Annotated in this window: 15 protein-coding genes and 1 pseudogene; 10 read left to right on the top strand and 6 right to left on the bottom strand. The window is 33.6% G+C overall.

Annotated elements, in window-relative coordinates:
• On the top strand, positions 1–198 hold a 198-nt coding region (locus EWU23_RS14010; RefSeq protein ID WP_205753189.1), incomplete at its 5' end, for a hypothetical protein.
• Here EWU23_RS14010 and EWU23_RS14380 read toward each other — a convergent pair.
• Positions 155–391: a HepT-like ribonuclease domain-containing protein gene (locus EWU23_RS14380; RefSeq protein WP_166233159.1), complete on the bottom strand. Its 237-nt coding sequence runs from the start codon at positions 389–391 to the stop codon at positions 155–157. The genes EWU23_RS14010 and EWU23_RS14380 overlap by 44 nt on opposite strands.
• 79 nt (positions 392–470) lie before the next feature.
• Complete coding sequence (locus EWU23_RS13650) at positions 471–785, bottom strand: nucleotidyltransferase family protein (RefSeq protein ID WP_166233157.1); 315 nt, start codon at positions 783–785, stop codon at positions 471–473.
• A 269-nt stretch (positions 786–1,054) separates the two neighbouring features.
• Between EWU23_RS13650 and EWU23_RS13645 the strand changes: the two genes are divergently transcribed.
• Genes EWU23_RS13645 through EWU23_RS13625 form a run of 5 tightly spaced genes read left to right on the top strand, consistent with a single transcriptional unit; the run spans position 1,055 to position 7,567 of the window.
• Positions 1,055–1,648 carry a TetR/AcrR family transcriptional regulator gene (locus EWU23_RS13645; protein ID WP_166233155.1) on the top strand — a complete coding sequence of 198 codons (594 nt, stop codon included), beginning with the start codon at positions 1,055–1,057 and terminating at the stop codon, positions 1,646–1,648.
• Positions 1,645–2,049: a hypothetical protein gene (locus tag EWU23_RS13640; protein WP_166233153.1), complete on the top strand. Its 405-nt coding sequence runs from the start codon at positions 1,645–1,647 to the stop codon at positions 2,047–2,049. The genes EWU23_RS13645 and EWU23_RS13640 overlap by 4 nt, the downstream gene beginning before the upstream one ends.
• A complete protein-coding gene (locus EWU23_RS13635; protein ID WP_166233151.1) occupies positions 2,046–3,380 on the top strand; it encodes a TolC family protein in 1,335 nt (444 codons plus the stop codon). Before EWU23_RS13640 ends, EWU23_RS13635 begins: the two co-directional genes overlap by 4 nt.
• Before the next feature lie 11 nt (positions 3,381–3,391).
• A complete protein-coding gene (locus tag EWU23_RS13630) occupies positions 3,392–4,462 on the top strand; it encodes an efflux RND transporter periplasmic adaptor subunit (protein WP_166233149.1) in 1,071 nt (356 codons plus the stop codon).
• A gap of 12 nt (positions 4,463–4,474) precedes the next feature.
• Complete coding sequence (locus EWU23_RS13625; RefSeq protein WP_166233147.1) at positions 4,475–7,567, top strand: efflux RND transporter permease subunit; 3,093 nt, start codon at positions 4,475–4,477, stop codon at positions 7,565–7,567.
• Positions 7,568–7,868: 301 nt separating this feature from the next.
• Here the strand turns inward: EWU23_RS13625 and EWU23_RS13620 are convergent, their stop codons facing one another.
• The 4 genes and pseudogenes from EWU23_RS13620 to EWU23_RS13605 all read right to left on the bottom strand — a co-directional run bounded on the left by EWU23_RS13620 (position 7,869) and on the right by EWU23_RS13605 (position 11,804).
• On the bottom strand, positions 7,869–8,609 hold the full coding sequence (locus EWU23_RS13620; protein WP_166233145.1) for a uracil-DNA glycosylase family protein: 741 nt from the start codon (positions 8,607–8,609) through the stop codon (positions 7,869–7,871).
• A gap of 114 nt (positions 8,610–8,723) precedes the next feature.
• Positions 8,724–9,896 (bottom strand): annotated as a pseudogene (locus EWU23_RS13615) (IS4 family transposase).
• A 747-nt stretch (positions 9,897–10,643) separates the two neighbouring features.
• Complete coding sequence (locus EWU23_RS13610; RefSeq protein WP_166233143.1) at positions 10,644–11,015, bottom strand: DUF342 domain-containing protein; 372 nt, start codon at positions 11,013–11,015, stop codon at positions 10,644–10,646.
• Between the two features lie 219 nt (positions 11,016–11,234).
• Positions 11,235–11,804, bottom strand: coding sequence for a tyrosine-type recombinase/integrase (locus EWU23_RS13605; RefSeq protein ID WP_166233141.1), 570 nt, complete (start codon positions 11,802–11,804; stop codon positions 11,235–11,237).
• Between the two features lie 713 nt (positions 11,805–12,517).
• Here EWU23_RS13605 and EWU23_RS13600 point away from each other — a divergent pair.
• The 4 genes from EWU23_RS13600 to EWU23_RS13585 all read left to right on the top strand — a co-directional run.
• A complete protein-coding gene (locus EWU23_RS13600) occupies positions 12,518–14,335 on the top strand; it encodes a hypothetical protein (RefSeq protein ID WP_205753188.1) in 1,818 nt (605 codons plus the stop codon).
• 107 nt (positions 14,336–14,442) lie between these two features.
• Positions 14,443–15,201, top strand: a complete 759-nt coding sequence (locus EWU23_RS13595; RefSeq protein WP_166233137.1) for a hypothetical protein — start codon at positions 14,443–14,445, stop codon at positions 15,199–15,201.
• An 81-nt stretch (positions 15,202–15,282) separates the two neighbouring features.
• Positions 15,283–16,797: a DNA methyltransferase gene (locus EWU23_RS13590; RefSeq protein ID WP_166233135.1), complete on the top strand. Its 1,515-nt coding sequence runs from the start codon at positions 15,283–15,285 to the stop codon at positions 16,795–16,797.
• Positions 16,798–16,882: 85 nt separating this feature from the next.
• The coding region (locus EWU23_RS13585) for a hypothetical protein (protein WP_166233133.1) at positions 16,883–17,146 on the top strand (264 nt) is incomplete at its 3' end.

Genomic DNA, 17,146 nt, shown 5'->3' with positions numbered 1-17,146 from the left:
AATAAAAAAGTTGCAGCCGTTAAGTACACGACACCAATTCAGGTCCTATTGAACGTAAAGGGGGTTTTGGAGAGTGGTAAAACAAAAAAAGAGGTCGAAAATGACCTCCTTTTTAATCTAGCTCCCTTAATAGTAGGAATGTTGCAGCCGTTTTCTATTTTAATTCCTTCAAAAAATAATCTAAATCCCGAATTTTAGTATGAATGATGTCCCATACGATATCATAATCGATACCGAAATAATCATGAATGAATTTATCCCTTGTACCTGAAATCTTTTTCCACTCAATATGATTGTTCGTTAACTTAAATTCATCATCTAATTTTTTTGTCGCCTCGCCAATAATTTCAAGGCTGCGGACAACTGCCCGACAAAGTACATCATCATTGATAACTTCTTCCTTAGATTTCTGTTACGTATGCTGTAGAATAAATGTAGTTTCGACCAAGATATGTCGAATCAATTCTAAATTAGAGGCTGACATCTTGTACCTCCTTTAAGATGTGTGGTCCTATAAATTTACTTAAAGATTGTGGAGTTACTAATTCTACTTTACGCCCCAATAAATCCTCCAAAAAGAATGATAAATCCATAAAATTATCGAAACTCTTTTTCGATGGCTCAAAATCAACTAAGAAATCTATATCACTTTCTTCTGTGTAGGTTTCCTTGATAAAGGATCCAAATATTCCCAAACTGTTTACTCCATACGATTTTATCTCAGCTCCGTGTTGAAATAGTGCATCCAATAACTCTTGCTTCGTATGAATTTTCTCGACTTGCATCTGAGGACAATTAGGGATTAAATTTTACTTAACACAAAAAAAGTCACCATTTCTGATGACTTTTCTGTTTGCTCCCATAATAGGTGGAATGTTGCGGCCGTTTTCAATATTTGAACTTGCAACTTTAAGGAAACTAAAGAGTTAACTCTATTTGTAGTTTCTTGTATTGCTCTCTGTGATGTGATATAGGAAAAGCTAAAAATTCAATTATCTTTGTAAGCGAACACTTACTTACATATATAAAATAATTTATCAAGAGGACCTTGAAAATGAAAAACAATACATTCACAGACAGGCAAATAGAAATAATGGAAGCCGCCACTTTGCGGATTGACCAATATGGCATACAAGAATTAACAATAAAAAACTTAGCGGCCGATTTAAGACTTTCTGAGGCTGCATTATACCGACATTTCAAAAGCAAAAATGATATTATGCTGGGGCTTTTGTCATATTTTATTTTTGAAATGAAAGAGCGAATTACAACAATAATCTCTAAAGAGGAAAACACGCCAACAGAACAATTAATACAAATTTTTAATTCTCAGTTAAAAACATTTTTAAAGAAACCGGCTATTGTAAGCGTAATTTTTTCGGAAGGTATTTTTCAATTTAATAAAGACCTTAGTGAGAAGGTCTCTAGTATGATGGAACTGATGCAAACTCATATTAATACCATCATAAAGAAAGGTCAAGATGAAGGAACATACAGTGAATTAACTGGTTCGGCAACTATTTCAACTATTATTATGGGCAGTATGCGTATGACAGTATTAAAATGGAAATTATCGGGGCATAAATCAAACTTAATTAAAGATGGAAATACTGTACTAAACGGACTATTAAAAATGATAGAAAAATGAAAAAAGCCTTTCCCTACTTATTAGCAATAATCGTAACAGGATTTGGACTACTTACTTTGTTTCTTAGCACCTCTTTAATATTCGATCTATTTGGTATCAGAGCAAAAGAAGGCAACTACGTTTTATTTGTAGTTTGGTCAAATTTTATCAGTAGCATTCTTTATTTATTTTCATCTTATGGGTTTGTTACATCTAAAAAATGGACTGCTAAACTTTTAGGAGTTTCTACAATAATATTAAGTACTGCCTTTGTTGGATTATTTTATCATTTCAACTCAGGCAGTATTTATGAAACAAAAACAATTGGTGCAATGATTTTTAGAATTTCTGCAACACTTGTATTTACAATCATTGCTTATTTCACTATCACAAAAGAACAAATAAAAAAAATTGACTTATGAAGTTAGTAAATATTCACACACTTTTTTCCCTCCTATTATTCATACTAATAGGATTGAATTCGACACAAGCACAAGTCTGGTCGCTAGAACAATGTATTGACACAGCACAGGTTCACAATAAAAACCTGCAAATGAGTAGAAATAATATTTCTATTGGTGATCAAAAAGAGAAAGAAGCCAAAGCCTATTTACTACCAAAGGTAACAGCTAATGCGGATTACAAGTATTTTACCAATTTGCCCTACCAGTTAATGCCCTTATCAACATTTAATCCGACAGCTCCAGAAGGACAGTTTAAAGAAGCTCAATTTGGCGTTCCACACAACATCAATGCCAACTTACAATTATCAATGCCTTTGTATAATCCGCAAGTTTATGGTACTATTCAAACTACTAAAATAGCATCGGAATTGACCGAATTACAATACAAAAAAACGGAAGAACAAATCTTTTTTGAAATCTCCAATCTATATTACAATGCACAAATAGTATATAATCAATTAGCTTTTATTGAAAGCAACCTTTTAAATGCCGAAAGGTTACTAAAAAACTTTCAACTGCTCAAAGAACAATTCCTTGCCAAAGGAACAGATATAGGCATAGTGAAGTTGCAGGTTGGGCAATTAACATCACAAAAAGTAAGTATCGGCAGTAAGTACGAGCAAGTTTTAAATGCGTTGAAATTTGCAATTGGTGTTTCGATCAAACAAAATCTACAAATTGAGCCGAATATTCAATATCAAAACGCAAATGAATATTCCCCATTATCAATTTTAGATATTCATATCATAAAAACTCAAAACCGCTTATTGTCGAGTGAACTAAGCACCTTAAACAATTCAAGGTTTTTACCTTCACTAAATCTTATTGGAATGTATGGTACAACAGGTTTTGGATATGACAAGCAACCAACTGATTTTATAAAATTCTTCCCTATTGGCTTTGCAGGTATTCAGCTTTCATATCCACTATTTAATGGAACGGTCTCACAACGAAAAATTAATCAGAAAAAAATTGAAATTCAAAACAATGAAATTCGATTTGGACTACTTACTGAACAAAATAATATGCAGGTTCAAAATGCAAAAATGCAAAAAGGAGTCGCTAAAAAAACGATAGAAACAGCTACAGAACAAATCCAATTGGCTCAAACAATTTATGAACAAACGATAATTCAACAGAAACAAGGAACAGCAAGTTTAACAGATGTATTGCTTGCTGAAAATGCTTTGCGTGAAGCACAACAAAATTACCTCTCTGCGGTAATTGATTATCTAAAAGCAGATTTAAATCTTAAAAAACTAACAGGTAATATTTCAACAACTAAATAATAATTGTTACAATGAATACAAAAACGTCAATCTTAAAAAAGGCATTATACATTATCATACCATTGGTATTGATTGCCATCGTAGTAATCAAGTTGAAAAACAACAAAGAAATTACACAAAGTAAAGTTTATCAATACGATAAAGAACAAGCTATCAGTATTCAGGCAGACACCTTGCAAATTGAAAATGTGAATGCCGAAATTTCTTATTCTGGAACATTTGAACCTAATAAGGAAACGAAAATAAGTGCCGAAATACAAGGAAAGATAAATGATGTTTTAGTTGAAGTAGGAAGCAATGTGAATAAAGGGCATTCATTAATTCAGTTGGATAATTCATTATTGAAATTGCAATTGCAAACCATTGAAGTGCAAATTGAAGGTTTAGAAGCTGATGTAAATCGTCATACGATTCTTGCTAAAGCAGATGCCATACAAGGTGTCCTATTAGAAAAATCCATATTGGGATTAAAATCTGCAAAAGTGCAGAAAGCTACTTTAGTAGAGCAAATACATAAAACAACGATCAAAGCCCCTTTCAATGGTGTGGTTACTGCAAAACTTAGTGAAGAAGGGGCATTTGCAGCACCCGGAGTTCCATTACTTCAAATAACAGACATTACAAATTTAAAATTCACCGTAAATGTTCCCGAAAATGAGTTGAGCCAATTCAAATTAAATCAAAAATATTCTGTATCAGTAGATGCATATTCTGAAATTTCATTAGCAGGTAAAGCTACAATGATAGGTAGTAAAGCAAATATGGGAAGTAGCTTCCCTATTCAGTTCACAGTAAATAATACATCAGATGTAAAAATAAAATCAGGAATGTTTGGCAAGGTGAATTTGAAAAACGACATACAAGAAAAGGGAATTATTATTTCGTCCTCTGTTATTGTTGGCTCTGAAAATCAACCACAAGTTTACCTGATAAAAAATGGAAAAGCTGTCTTGCAAAACATCACTATTTCAAAAAAGATACAAAACAAATCCATTGTGTCAAGCGGTTTAAAACCAGGTGATGCAATGGTAACAAGTGGCTTTATAAATCTTTTTGACGGAGCGAAAGTAACGGTTAAATAAAATCTGCGAAAAATGAATATTACAGAAATTTCAATCAAAAGACCATCGCTTATAATAGTGCTGTTCGGCGTATTTACTTTATTAGGTTTTATTGGATATAAAAATTTAAGTTACGAATTAATGCCTGACTTTAATCAGCCAGTAATTGTAATAAAAACAGTTTATCCAGGTGCCGAACCCAACGAAGTAGAAACTTCCGTTTCACGAAAAATAGAAGATGCCTTATCCAATTTGGAAGGTGTTGATTACTTGGTTACAAAGTCATTACCGAACGCATCTATCATTATCGCCAATCTGAAATATGGAACAGATTTAGATAAAACTATGCAAGATTCTCAACGCTATATTGACAATATCCGTAAAGATTTGCCACAAGATATTTTAAGTCCTGTGATGAGCAAAGTTTCGCCAAATGATTTACCAATAATGTCCATTAGTGCAACAGGTAATTTATCTGCTACTGAGTTTTATCAAAAAATGAAAGATGATTATCTGCCACAAATTCAACAAATAAAGGGCGTTGCAGAGATTACCGTTTTAGGAGGAGAAGAAAGGGAAATACAAGTAAAAATAAATCAAGACAAACTGAAATTATATAAAATTTCAATGCTTCAGGTTGTTGAAGCAATAAATCGTTCGGGCTTAGACTTACCTGCTGGAAAAGTGCAAAACGAGAAAGAGAGTAATTCAGTTCGGTTAACTGGAAAATTTACTTCCTTAGAAAACATTAAAAACGTTCAAGTGGCAATGCCAGTTTTAGGAAGTCCCGTTTATGTAAAAGATATTGCCAATGTTATTGATGGCATAAAAGAAACGACTTCTATCAGCCGTTACAATGGTAAAAATGGAATTGGTTTGCTATTGAAAAAACAAGGTGATGCCAATGCTGTTGATGTTTCAACGTTAGTTCGAGAAAAATTCAAATCCATTGAACAACAAAATTCTGATGCAAGTGTGAAATTTATTATTGCAGATGATAGCACAGACAACACTATTGCAGCAGTCAATTCAGTTGTTTTCGATTTAATATTAGCGGTTATATTAGTTTCATTGGTGATGCTTTTATTCCTAAGAAGTTTCAGAAACTCTTTAATTGTAATTGTTGCCATTCCAACTTCTTTAGTTACAGCGTTTGCCGTAATGTGGCTTTTAGGTTACACACTTAACCTAATGACCTTACTCGCAATGTCTTTAATCATTGGAGTTTTGGTAGATGATGCGGTGGTCGTATTAGAAAATATTCAAAAACATTTAGACGGGGGGAAAGATAAAAAAACTGCTGCAATGGATGGTCGTATGGAAATTGGCTTTGCTGCATTATCAATTACATTGGTTGACGTAGTTGTTTTCTTGCCAATTCTTTTTTTACAAGTGTTTGTTGCCGATATGCTCAAGCAGTTTTCGGTGGTTGTAGTAACTTCTACGCTCACAAGTTTATTAGTAGGTTTTACGCTTACACCTTGGTTAGCTTCACGTATTGGAAAGAAAGAAGATTTACAACCAACTAATTTTTTCAATCGTTTCTTGATTTGGTTTGAGCATCAATTAGAAAATTTCACCCATTGGTATGGCAGACAATTAGGGTGGGTTTTAAGCCATAAATTAATCTTTACTGGAATTGTATTATTACTTTTTGTAATGACTTTAGGCATTATGCGACAAGGCATTATTGGTAAAGAGTTAATTTCAACTGGCGACCAAGGAAAGTTCAGAATGGCTTTAGAGTTTGACAAATCCACTTCCATTCAGCAAAATAACTTAATTGCTCAAAAAATTGAAACCTACATTATTCAACAACCCGAAGTTGCCACCGTATTCAGTAACATTGGCGGGCCAAGCACAGGTATTGGAAGTTTGGGTATTGGTTCTGCAAACAAAACAGAATTTACAATTCAATTAAAATCTAAAACGGAACTTAAAAATGTACCGACGGAAACATTTATGAAAAAGCTTCGGGAGGATTTGAAAGCAAAGTTTCCAAGTATAAATTATTCAATGGCCGCTTTAGGTTTAATTCCTCGTTCTGCACCTATTGAAATCACTTTGAGCGGAAGTAACATGGATTTGGTGATGCAAAGCGGAAATGACCTAAAAGCTATTATTGAAAAAATTCCTGGTGCTGATAACGTTCGCTTATCCATTGAAGCAGGAAGTCCCGAATTCAAAATAATTCCTGACAAAGATAAAATGCAGCGATTGGGATTAACAACCGCCTATGTTGGATTAAACCTAAGAACAGCGTTTACTGGAAATGATGATGCCACACTTACCGATAATGGGACAGAATATCCAGTGAGAATTTGGTTAAATGAATTTAGCCGGCAAAATTTTGAAGATGTTCAACAACTTTCCATTATTAACCCAATGGGATTACCCGTGGAGGTTTCACAATTTGCAACCGTTGAACAAGACAATTCTCCGTCTTTGTTGGAAAGGAAAGACCGACAACCAGCAGTTACTCTTACTTCTGACGCGTTGGGAAGGCCATCTGGAACTGTAGCAGATGATGTTGTAGCTTATCTAAAAGAAAATCCACTATCAAATGGAATACAAATGACTTGGGGTAGCGACATCAAAAGACAAGATGATAGTTTTGGAGCATTAGGTTCGGTATTGCTGATTTCATTTTTACTGATTTACCTAATTCTGGTGGCACTTTATGACAATTTTGTTTATCCATTTGTTGTGTTGTTTTCTATTCCTGTAGCAGCAATTGGAGCATTTTTTGCATTGAATTTGTCGTTAAGCAATTTGAGTTTGTTCGCCTTACTCGGTTTAATTATGCTAATGGGCTTAGTAGTAAAAAACGCTATTCTAATTGTGGATTTTACCAATCAATTAAAAGCCGAAGGCAAACATTTCAAAGAAGCTCTAATCATAGCAGGAAAAGGTCGTATGCGACCAATCCTAATGACTACACTTTCAATGGTTGTTGGTATGCTTCCTATCGCAATAGCGACAGGAACGGCAGCCGAATGGAAAAACGGATTAGCTTGGGTTATTATTGGAGGACTTCTTTCATCACTTATTTTGACTGTGTTTTTAGTGCCAATGGTGTATTACTTTGTTGATACAGCGAAAGAGAAAATAAATCGTAAAAAGTAGTTGAAATTGAAAAAGTTGCAACCGCAAAAATGTTCTTTTAAAGAAAGTTATAGTGGTTTTTAAACAAAAAAAGAGGTCGAAAATGACCTCTTTTTAAATCTAGCTCCCGAAGCTATTTATTTTTCTAGAAACCTACTCGATGATCTTACGAGAATCGCAAGAATTGGAGAAAACGATTTGCAGTAATTTATTAATTTCAAAGTCTTATTAAAAATATTGCAAATTAAACCTAAATTATTATAATTATGGAGCTGACCGGTGATAGACATCAATGGCGTTGTTTTAGAAAATAAATGGTCTTTTATGAGTTGAACCAAGAAAAGGCAATTGATAGATATGCTTGTAAAAACTCATTATTATTATCATCGGCATGCCCAAAATCAATTAATCTCCTATAAGGGCTGCCTGGAGATGGAATAGCCAAACATTCTATCTTGCCCCCGTTCTTAACCTGCAAACTTCTAAAAATAGGTCTAGTTATGTTTCGGCATTTGCAGTTCAAAGTTTGCATTATATTATTTTGGAATTCTTCAGATAATGTTGTGCTAATTTTTAAATCTTTGTGAAAGTTAAAGAATGATTTATTTAGCAACATCTCATTCATGACCCCTTTTGAAGTACATAATATTTTTATTTTTTCATTGATCGCAGGGTAGTGAAAAAAATTATGATTATATTTTCTATTAGACAAATCCTTATCTAATGCCGATTTTCCTTTTCGTTTACAGCTGAAGATCGTATCGGTGATATCCATCTTGTTCTTTCTTAAGCTAGTCTCAATTGATTTAATGTCTTTTCCATCTATATCATCATCGATATATTTTTTATACCAAGACCAAAATCTATTATTTGCGCTCCCATAAAAATATTGGATATCTCCACTTGAGATTCTCATCGCTTCCTTGGCTAGCGAAGTCGCTGTATCGTTAATCTCACATCTGGTTAATGGCCAAGTGGGGAAGCTTCCAAGAATTATTTTATTGGTTTTAAATAACTCTTGGTTTTCATTTATTCTAGGGTGATATTCGATTAACTTGTCCAATTAACCGCTAAATTAGAATTTTCCATTTATCTTTTTAAAGCAATACTGTCCTAAACGTTTTTGGTTTCCGTAAAACTACTTGATTGCATTGAAATTGGGGGTATTTTATTGTTATTAAAAAAGTAATCCCTTTATATATTTATCGTTTGGTTCTTTTGGGGGCTCATCAAAGGGTTTATCAAGCCAAATATGTAGGTCTATTTTCACGAAAATATTCAGCCGAATAAATGCGACCAAGTTAGATAAATGCCAGCCATATTTAGCCATTGCTTTCAGGGCTTTTAGAATCAAAATAGTAATCAGTGCTGTCCAAATTTGTATCATGACCGCATTTTCTGATGTTCCCACAAAACTCTTAATATGCAACAGGTTTTTAATCTCTCTAAAGAAGATTTCTATTTGCCATCGACTCTTATACAGCTCACTGATGGTGTTTGCTGTCCAAGACATTTGGTTGGTGATTAGTTCAATGGTTTGTTGGTTCTTTTCATCCCAAATGGCTACTCGGCGAAATTTATTGTTATACTTTCCTTTTGATACAGCCCCTTTTAACTCGATGATTTCATCGATAAGTATATGCTAATAGCTAATTTCAGGCAACTTATTTTCTTTTATGGTCAGGTAATTCATGTTGTGTTTATGTCGAACCACGAAGAACACCTGATGGCTAACCCAGGCATTCAGTAAGTTGAAGTCATTGTAAAAACGATAAGCAACGATCACGCTTCCTTTTTGTAGAGGAATACCTACTGCTCCTTTGTTATCAGCAGTCTTACCATCGGTGATATTCAATTAAACAGGAAGCTGTCCCTCATAGTCAAGCAGCGTATGCATTTTTACGGCTCCTTTGGCGGTCATGTATTTAGCCAAGTCAAATAAAGAAAGACAAAGGCTGATGGTTGTTGAGTCCAAAAGAAAGATCTTGGACTTAATTCTAAACTTAACCCGTTTAAATTGGCTAAGCTGTCCTAAACTTTCCAATAGGCTGAAATAATACTCCTTGAATAAGGTATAATCACGCTGTTTGTTCTGGTAGCTAACCGAAGACTTGGATGGAGTCTTTTGAATACCCAAATGATTTAGATTTCCTGTGGCAGAACGTAGACCATTAATAATATCTCGAACCGAGGTACTCTTGGTAAACTGACAAAAAAGCATGGACACTAAATACGTCCAGCTGTCAAAGCCTTTATTGTGTTTGTCAGTCTGTTTATTACTTACTAATTGAGAGAATTTACCTCGGTCAAGTTTGGAGATAATTTGAGAAAATAAACTTAAGTTTGCCATGGGAAGAGGGTTAGTTTTTTTGTGCACCTCAAAGTTAATTGAGTTAAAAAACTTCTCTTCCTTTTTTTATTCGTTTAGGACGCTATTGTACAAACCCCTTATTACTTGGAAAGAGTAGTTGAAAAGGATGTGAATTATAGTGGTTGGGATTTATAATGTTTTTGGTTACCACAACTTCCTTCAAATTAAATTAATTTCAAGGTTTCTGAATTTTCAGATTTTTGATTGAATACAGCTGGGTCTTAATGAGGTCTTAAATTCTGAAATTTTTTCTGCCGGATTTTTAAAACGGATTTTCACATTTCATTTGAACCTTTAGGTTTTTTGGGGTAATACTCTTGTTGGGGTGAAAAATATACCGGATTTTTCAATCGAGAAATCGAGACCAGTATTAAAATTGAGTATTTTCTCCGAATTTAAGGGCAGATACGGCACCTTCTCCGGCACCTCGTCCCTGTACCCACCACCTGTACGGGGACCATCTTCAGACGAGCGATCTATTTGTCTATTTTACCGGGATTCAGTTCAATATGTCCACCAGAGAATTTTGGGAGGATTTTTTCTTTACCTGAGGACCCTGATCATAAACTTATATTACCGGGAATCTTAATATTGGATTGTTTTCCCGGTATTGTTTAATTGGTGATCGGCCGGATCTGAATTTGAAATCTTTTAGTTGAACCTAATAAACAAAAAGGTCCTTCATTTGATACAGATTTTGAACTTCCTCTTTGGTGATTAAAAATTTTATCTATTGTTAATTGTGAAATTCAATATGATTGCAGCCTCGGTTGGAGATAATGATTTGTGAGAAATAGAATACCTATGTTGCCATGTTAAAGAGTTTGGCAACTTACTTAAAACAATAAAATTGAGGGACCCATTTAATAATCCTTTATGTAACTCGGAATTTTCCTTCTCCAAAAAGGAACAGTTTTTATAATGAAATAATATTTGGCCGTTTTCTTGGTGTTTAATTTTCAAGTTGGAAAAATCTTCACTTTCAATAATTACATGATTATTTATGAATCGATTTTGCCTTAACTCTAAATCATCCAGTTTAGACTTAATAATGTTAAGTTCCTCTTTCAATTTTTTAATCTCTTCTAAATATGACATAAGGTTTTTCAGATTTGAGGATAAATTAAACTTATTATTGATGATTATCAAACCATACCTAATGTGTTGAATTTCTTTAATTATGGACCCTTTGTATGATTTTGTATCACATCAAAACCTCTGGTGTTAAATTATCGAAAGGTTGTTAAATATGTGATATTCCCGGTTAAATTATTTTCATGATCGGCCGTATCCCAATATGAAATCTCAGCTTAATCTCTAATAAACAAAAAGGTCCTGCATCTGATAAAGATTTTGAACTTCTTCTTTGGTAATTGATAAATAGACACGAGTGATTGCTGTACTTGAGTGATTGAATAATAATGAAAGTTTCACCAAGGAGGATTCACTTTCTCCATTCCTACGATAGACCTCTCTTCCAAATGTCTTTCTTAGACTATGACTTGAAAGATGTACCTTCTTTAAACCAGCTCTCTTAGCATGAAGTTTAATCTGTTTATTGATGGTTCTAATATGTAATGGTATCAAATAATCGGATTGACTGGGTCTGTCCATTTTTTCATATACCATATTAATCTTCTCAGAGAGTTCGGGTTGGATTGGTATCTCTCTAACCTTGCCCGTTTTCTTCTCCTTGATGATAAATCTGTCTTGATGTAATACCATGGACCATGTGATTTTTGATAGGTCAGAATACCTTAATGCGGTGGATACACCAAGTCGAACAAATAAGTAATATGTCCATTGTTCATTCTGATAGAGATACTTCAAAAGTTTGTTGAGTTCGTGTTCCTCTAAGTGTTCGGATGTTTTGATTTTGGTTGTCATAATAGTTCCTTTTTTAGCGCTAGGCTACCGCTTTTGGAACTACTGGTCAAGCTAATGATGAATTATTTTTCAAAATCCTTGAAATTGAGGTTTAATCGATGTTTTTGTGCTGTGGTGCCATTTTTGTGTAAAAGGGAACTACACGTTTTTCTATATTTTCTTGATTGAATACATCTTATTGTACCGGCTCTCCTCTAACAGAGAAATGTAACTATCTAACAATCGTTCCAACTGGTTTTCGGTGATGATTACTTTCATACTTTTATTTGAATATATTGGTTTTGATTTCATGGTATTTCTTTAATCATAAATATCTCGATTTTATCATTTTATAAACGAACTGGTCACACTTCACGAGAGGTACAATATCTCACACAATATTTCACGACAAATCACCCATTGGGTCTCATCCATGTTTTTGGGTTCCCAGTATTGTTAGGTAAATATCCGGTACATCGTTTTTTAAAAAATGATTTGAAATCATGTACATCTTTCATACGGCAAAAACCTCCTGTAAATTACAGGAAGTGTTTTCTGATTTCTTAGCAATTCCTTAGCATTGGTTTTTTCTCATTCTGACCCAATTTCGATATATTTTTAAAAGGTAAGAATTAGTTAGTAGTGGAGCTGATTGATACCATAAAGAGTTTGAGTGTCCCCCTCATTAAAGTAACTGTCCACTACCGGTGAAATAATGGGGGATTATTTATTACATGTCAAAAAGTACAAAAATTGGAAATGGGAATCATCGTATAAGATTAACCGTTCCTAAATCAATGGATGTAAAATCTATTATTTCAAGGTTGAATTTATCTAAAACCAAGTCTAAAAACCTGAAATACAGAATCTATTACATTCTATCACGTGTTGTGATACATAATGAGAACTATGAGTTCTATAAAAATAACGAATACCGACGGTTCATGAGTTCCGACCAAATGAAACAGATTCTTGGTACACGGGAATACTACGAGGCTATGAATATTCTAATGGATACTCAAGACCCGGTAATCCTAACTGATGACTCATATCAGGTTAATGGGAAATGTAAAAGTTACTGGTTGTCTGACAAGTATAACACTGGTGAGATTGAATACAAATCATTGCCTGAGGACTCTAAAATGGTTCATAAAATCATGAAATATCAATCCAACTACAAGGATGGAATGGATATGATGAAAAAATATGACTTCTTGATTGACCAGTTCAATGAGCATATATTAACCTTCAATCCTTTGGTATATGTGTATGTTACCAATATGTATCACGTCTTAATGAGCCGGGTCACCCATAATAATCCATACCAAATCAGGGTAATACAAAATCTAATTGGAAGGTGGTTATACCTGATTAATAAAGTGGATACTGGTGATTTAAACCCCATGGTATCTGGTAAGAATCACCGGTTAAATTCTGTCTATACTCGTTTACCTAAAATACTTAGACCATTCATTCTATGTGATGGAAGACCACTGGTTGGACTGGATGTAAAGTCATCCCAACCTTATATACTGGCAACCATCATGAATGATGAATTCTTTAAAGCTACTGGGGATGGTTATAATCTAAAGACCATATATCCAGAAATGTATGACAGATTAAATAATAGAGGAATGTTGGATGAGTTCTGGAATACTGGTAATGATATACCAGTTAGTTCTACTGGTTATAAATCATCTGATAATGTAATAACTAGTACTGGTTATACATCATATAATAATGTAGTTACTAATACAGGTTCTACTTATAATAACTTAAGTAATCATATAAGTAATAATACTAATAGTATTCAATTCATTAATTATAACATTAACAATAATAATAAAGGAATAGATAAAGAATATTATTCATTTATGTGGTGCCTTTTTTTCAATACAAATGAATTAAAGAGTATCAAGGAATATCAAGAGTTACCATTCCAAGAGGACTATTACACCTATGTGGTAAAGAAACACTCTGATATGGATATGACTCCTGAGGAACTTCAAAGTCAAAGAGAATCCTTCAAGAAGAGTACCATGTACATTCTATTCGATGGAGACAAAAAACAGAGGAACAATAATCCAATGATCCGATATATGAATGAATGTTTTCCCGGTGTTAATAAATGGTTGGAATATTCACATGAAACCATTGGTGGAAAAGAATTATCCTATATCCTCCAACGAACAGAAAGTTATTTCATGTTGAATAATGTCTCAAGACTATTTAATCAAGAATATCCCCAAGCACCATTATTCACCATACATGATGGTCTGTATACGTTTGAAGAATTCGTGGACCCATTGAAAGAATTGATTATAAACGAAGGAAAACAATTAACGGGTATTGTGCCGGGTGTGAAGAGAGAGTGTCCCAGAATCGAAGTAAACCCAAGCCAGCAAGACATTGATAAGTACTGGAAGAAAGTCAAGTGGATGAATACTGAAAAACGATTCGAAAAGAAAAAACGGAGGGTGTTTCAATTTAATATTGATCTATGTAAGAATTATTTTAAACCTCCTATAAATCAAAAAAGTGGTTCTGATTGAAATTTAGACCATTTCCACTTCGTGTAATTTACACGAAGATAAAAAAGTTGACAAAATATTTTGTATGAAAAATATTTTCTTCTACATTTGTAAAAAATTAGTAAAACATGAAAAACTCAGACCTTAAAACGTTGGTTGCCAAATTGGAAAATTTAGACTTCAAAAATGGAAAGTCGTTCGTATCATTTCCTGCTGATGAAATTGAAGGATTGAGTATAAAGGAAATTATGGAAAAATATGAAGCCGGGAAATTCTCAGCTAACATTTTGGACGGCTTTAGAAAAAAGATATTTGCCGAGAGAGATATTTTGGTTAAAGATGTGTTGAATTTCTATACAACAAAACTTCATTTTAAAAATAAAGAATCCGCATTAACACCAGAGGATATATATCTTCTTATAGAAGCTAAAAAAACTAGACTCAAACGATTAATCATGGTTATCGAACCCGATTTCTACCCAACCATAACCAAAAAGTCTAATGGTGATGAATATGACCTTGTAAAACTAAATTGGATTGGTGACGATGGATTGAAGTTTATTAAGGTGTCGAAGACATTTGGTCAAAAAGGAGAATTAGGTTTAGAATTTTCAATGAAGAAGGTTATAAATGATTATTTTACAACTGAGGCACAACAATCTACTGATTGGAAATTGAAACAATCTTTTGCCAGATCATTAAGAGCGGACCATGTTGCTTCTGTTGATGGAAAGACCTGGGTATTCGAATTTAAATTAACAGACAAGAAAGAATTTATTAAAACGGCTTTAAGATTTGAGCTATGGGATATGTATTTTCAAACCTACCTCAATAAACCTGAAAAAGAATTTTTAGTACCATATTATTCACCAATAATAGAAAAATAAAAACTAACGGATGAGTGTCCGTTTTTTAATCAACAAACTTGGTTGGTAATTTTTTTTACCAACTTTTAAAATTAAACTAAAATGATGATAACATTAAATCCACAAGAAGTTGATATTCCAATAGAGAATATTAAACCTCACACTGAGATTCCCTTATTAAACAAGGAGAAGAAAATGGACCACATCGAATATACCATGAAACGATTTGGTCAGGTTACACCCATATTAGGAAACTTTGAAGATGGCATTTTCTACGTTGTTGACGGCATTGTCCGTTTAGAAATTGCTAAAAAATTAGGTCATAAAACCCTTCGATGTTTACCTATTAATATCTCTAAAGAAGATGTAGTAAAATTCAGATTAACTAGTAATCAACGGACGAAAATGTCATACTCCGAGATAGTAAAGTATGCAGAACACATGTTGGAATTAGTTGGCAAGACCCAAGGAAAAAAGAAAGAGTTGTTGGGGTTCGAGGATTTTGATAATGAAGATCATCATGGATTAGTGGGTAAGGATAGATATGAGCTCGCTTGTCATCTGCTTGACCTACCTATTAAGGGTTCATCGTTACGAAAATTAATGGATATCCATTGGCATGAAGAGAAGGATGATGACAGTTTGGGATTAATCGAAGGATTGGATAATAATTTGTTTTCACTCGATGCCGCACATAGACTCGTAAAAAAAGACAAGAAAATCCAAGAAAAAAACTTGTTCAAAGAGTGGAGAAAAAATGAAATATCAAATCAAGCCGTTTGGTCCAAAATCTTTCACCAAAGTTCAGATGACCTTTTAAACCTGAAAAAGTATAGACCAAATTTTGCCATGTTCAGTCCCCCGTACTGGATGATGAAACTTTACAGAAATCAAGGTGAAATGAAGTATGGTCAAGAATCAACATTAGAGGAGTACATCATTAATTCAAGAAAGTTCATTGATGCTCTAGTCGAAATAATGGATAAGGATGGTGTAGTAGTCATTGTCATTGGTGAAAGTTATTCCGGTGGATATATGGGTGTTATCAATGAATATGAAAACATGTTAAAGTCCTCTGGTCTTGAAATCTTAGGTAAGTGCCCATGGATCAAAACTAACCCAACACCAACGATTGTAGATAAATTTTTCAGACCTGCTGATGAGATGATTTTTGTGTGCAAAATGAAAGGTGGTAATCCCATTTTTAATCCACAAATGACACCGACAAAGGATGGTAAAAAAGGTATAAAAAAGAGTCATAAGGCAAAAAATGGATCTCAAAGATTTTTTCTTCAGGACGAGGAAAGGGTATTAACAAATGTAATTGAAACGCCGGTTTGTAATCCTACAGAATATCAAAAGTATGATTCCAACTTTTTCCATGATGCACCATGTCCCATGGAAATTTATGACATCTTAACCCAGAGTTACACTTTACCCGGCATGACCTGTATCGATATACATTGTGGTGCTGGTCAGGGCTTGGAGATTTTTGCCAAATGGGGATGCAACTCAGTAGGTGTAGATATTGATATTGAATCCGTGGAATTCTGTCGTAAGAGAATGGATATGGTTCTTGGGAGTGAAAATTCAGAAGAATTGGCAATTGCTGCCTAAAAATAGTACCAACCTGTGGGTGTATAGGATATCAAACCCTCTCAAAAATTAAACCTTATGGTGCCTGGTTAACCATTTTTTTATTATGATTTCTAATAAATCAGTTAGTATCGAGAAAAACGGAGGTTTTGAAATGTATCAGAAATTACGTTTTGAATTTAGGTTCAATATCTGTTTGATGGCGGATAGAGACATGCTAAAACACTTCTATGGTATTGAATATACCAACAAGGAGTGGGATGAGTTTTTGAAATTGTGTGACGATTTTTATTTGGAAAACAAGCACAATTGGACAAACGAAGTTATCAAAAAGTGGAAGCGAGTTAAGGCTAAAAAACTTAACTCACAA

It is taken from the genome of Aquirufa beregesia, from assembly GCF_011090385.1.
Taxonomy (GTDB): Bacteria; Bacteroidota; Bacteroidia; order Cytophagales; family Spirosomataceae; genus Aquirufa; species Aquirufa beregesia.
This window is presented reverse-complemented; position numbering and strand designations above follow the sequence as displayed.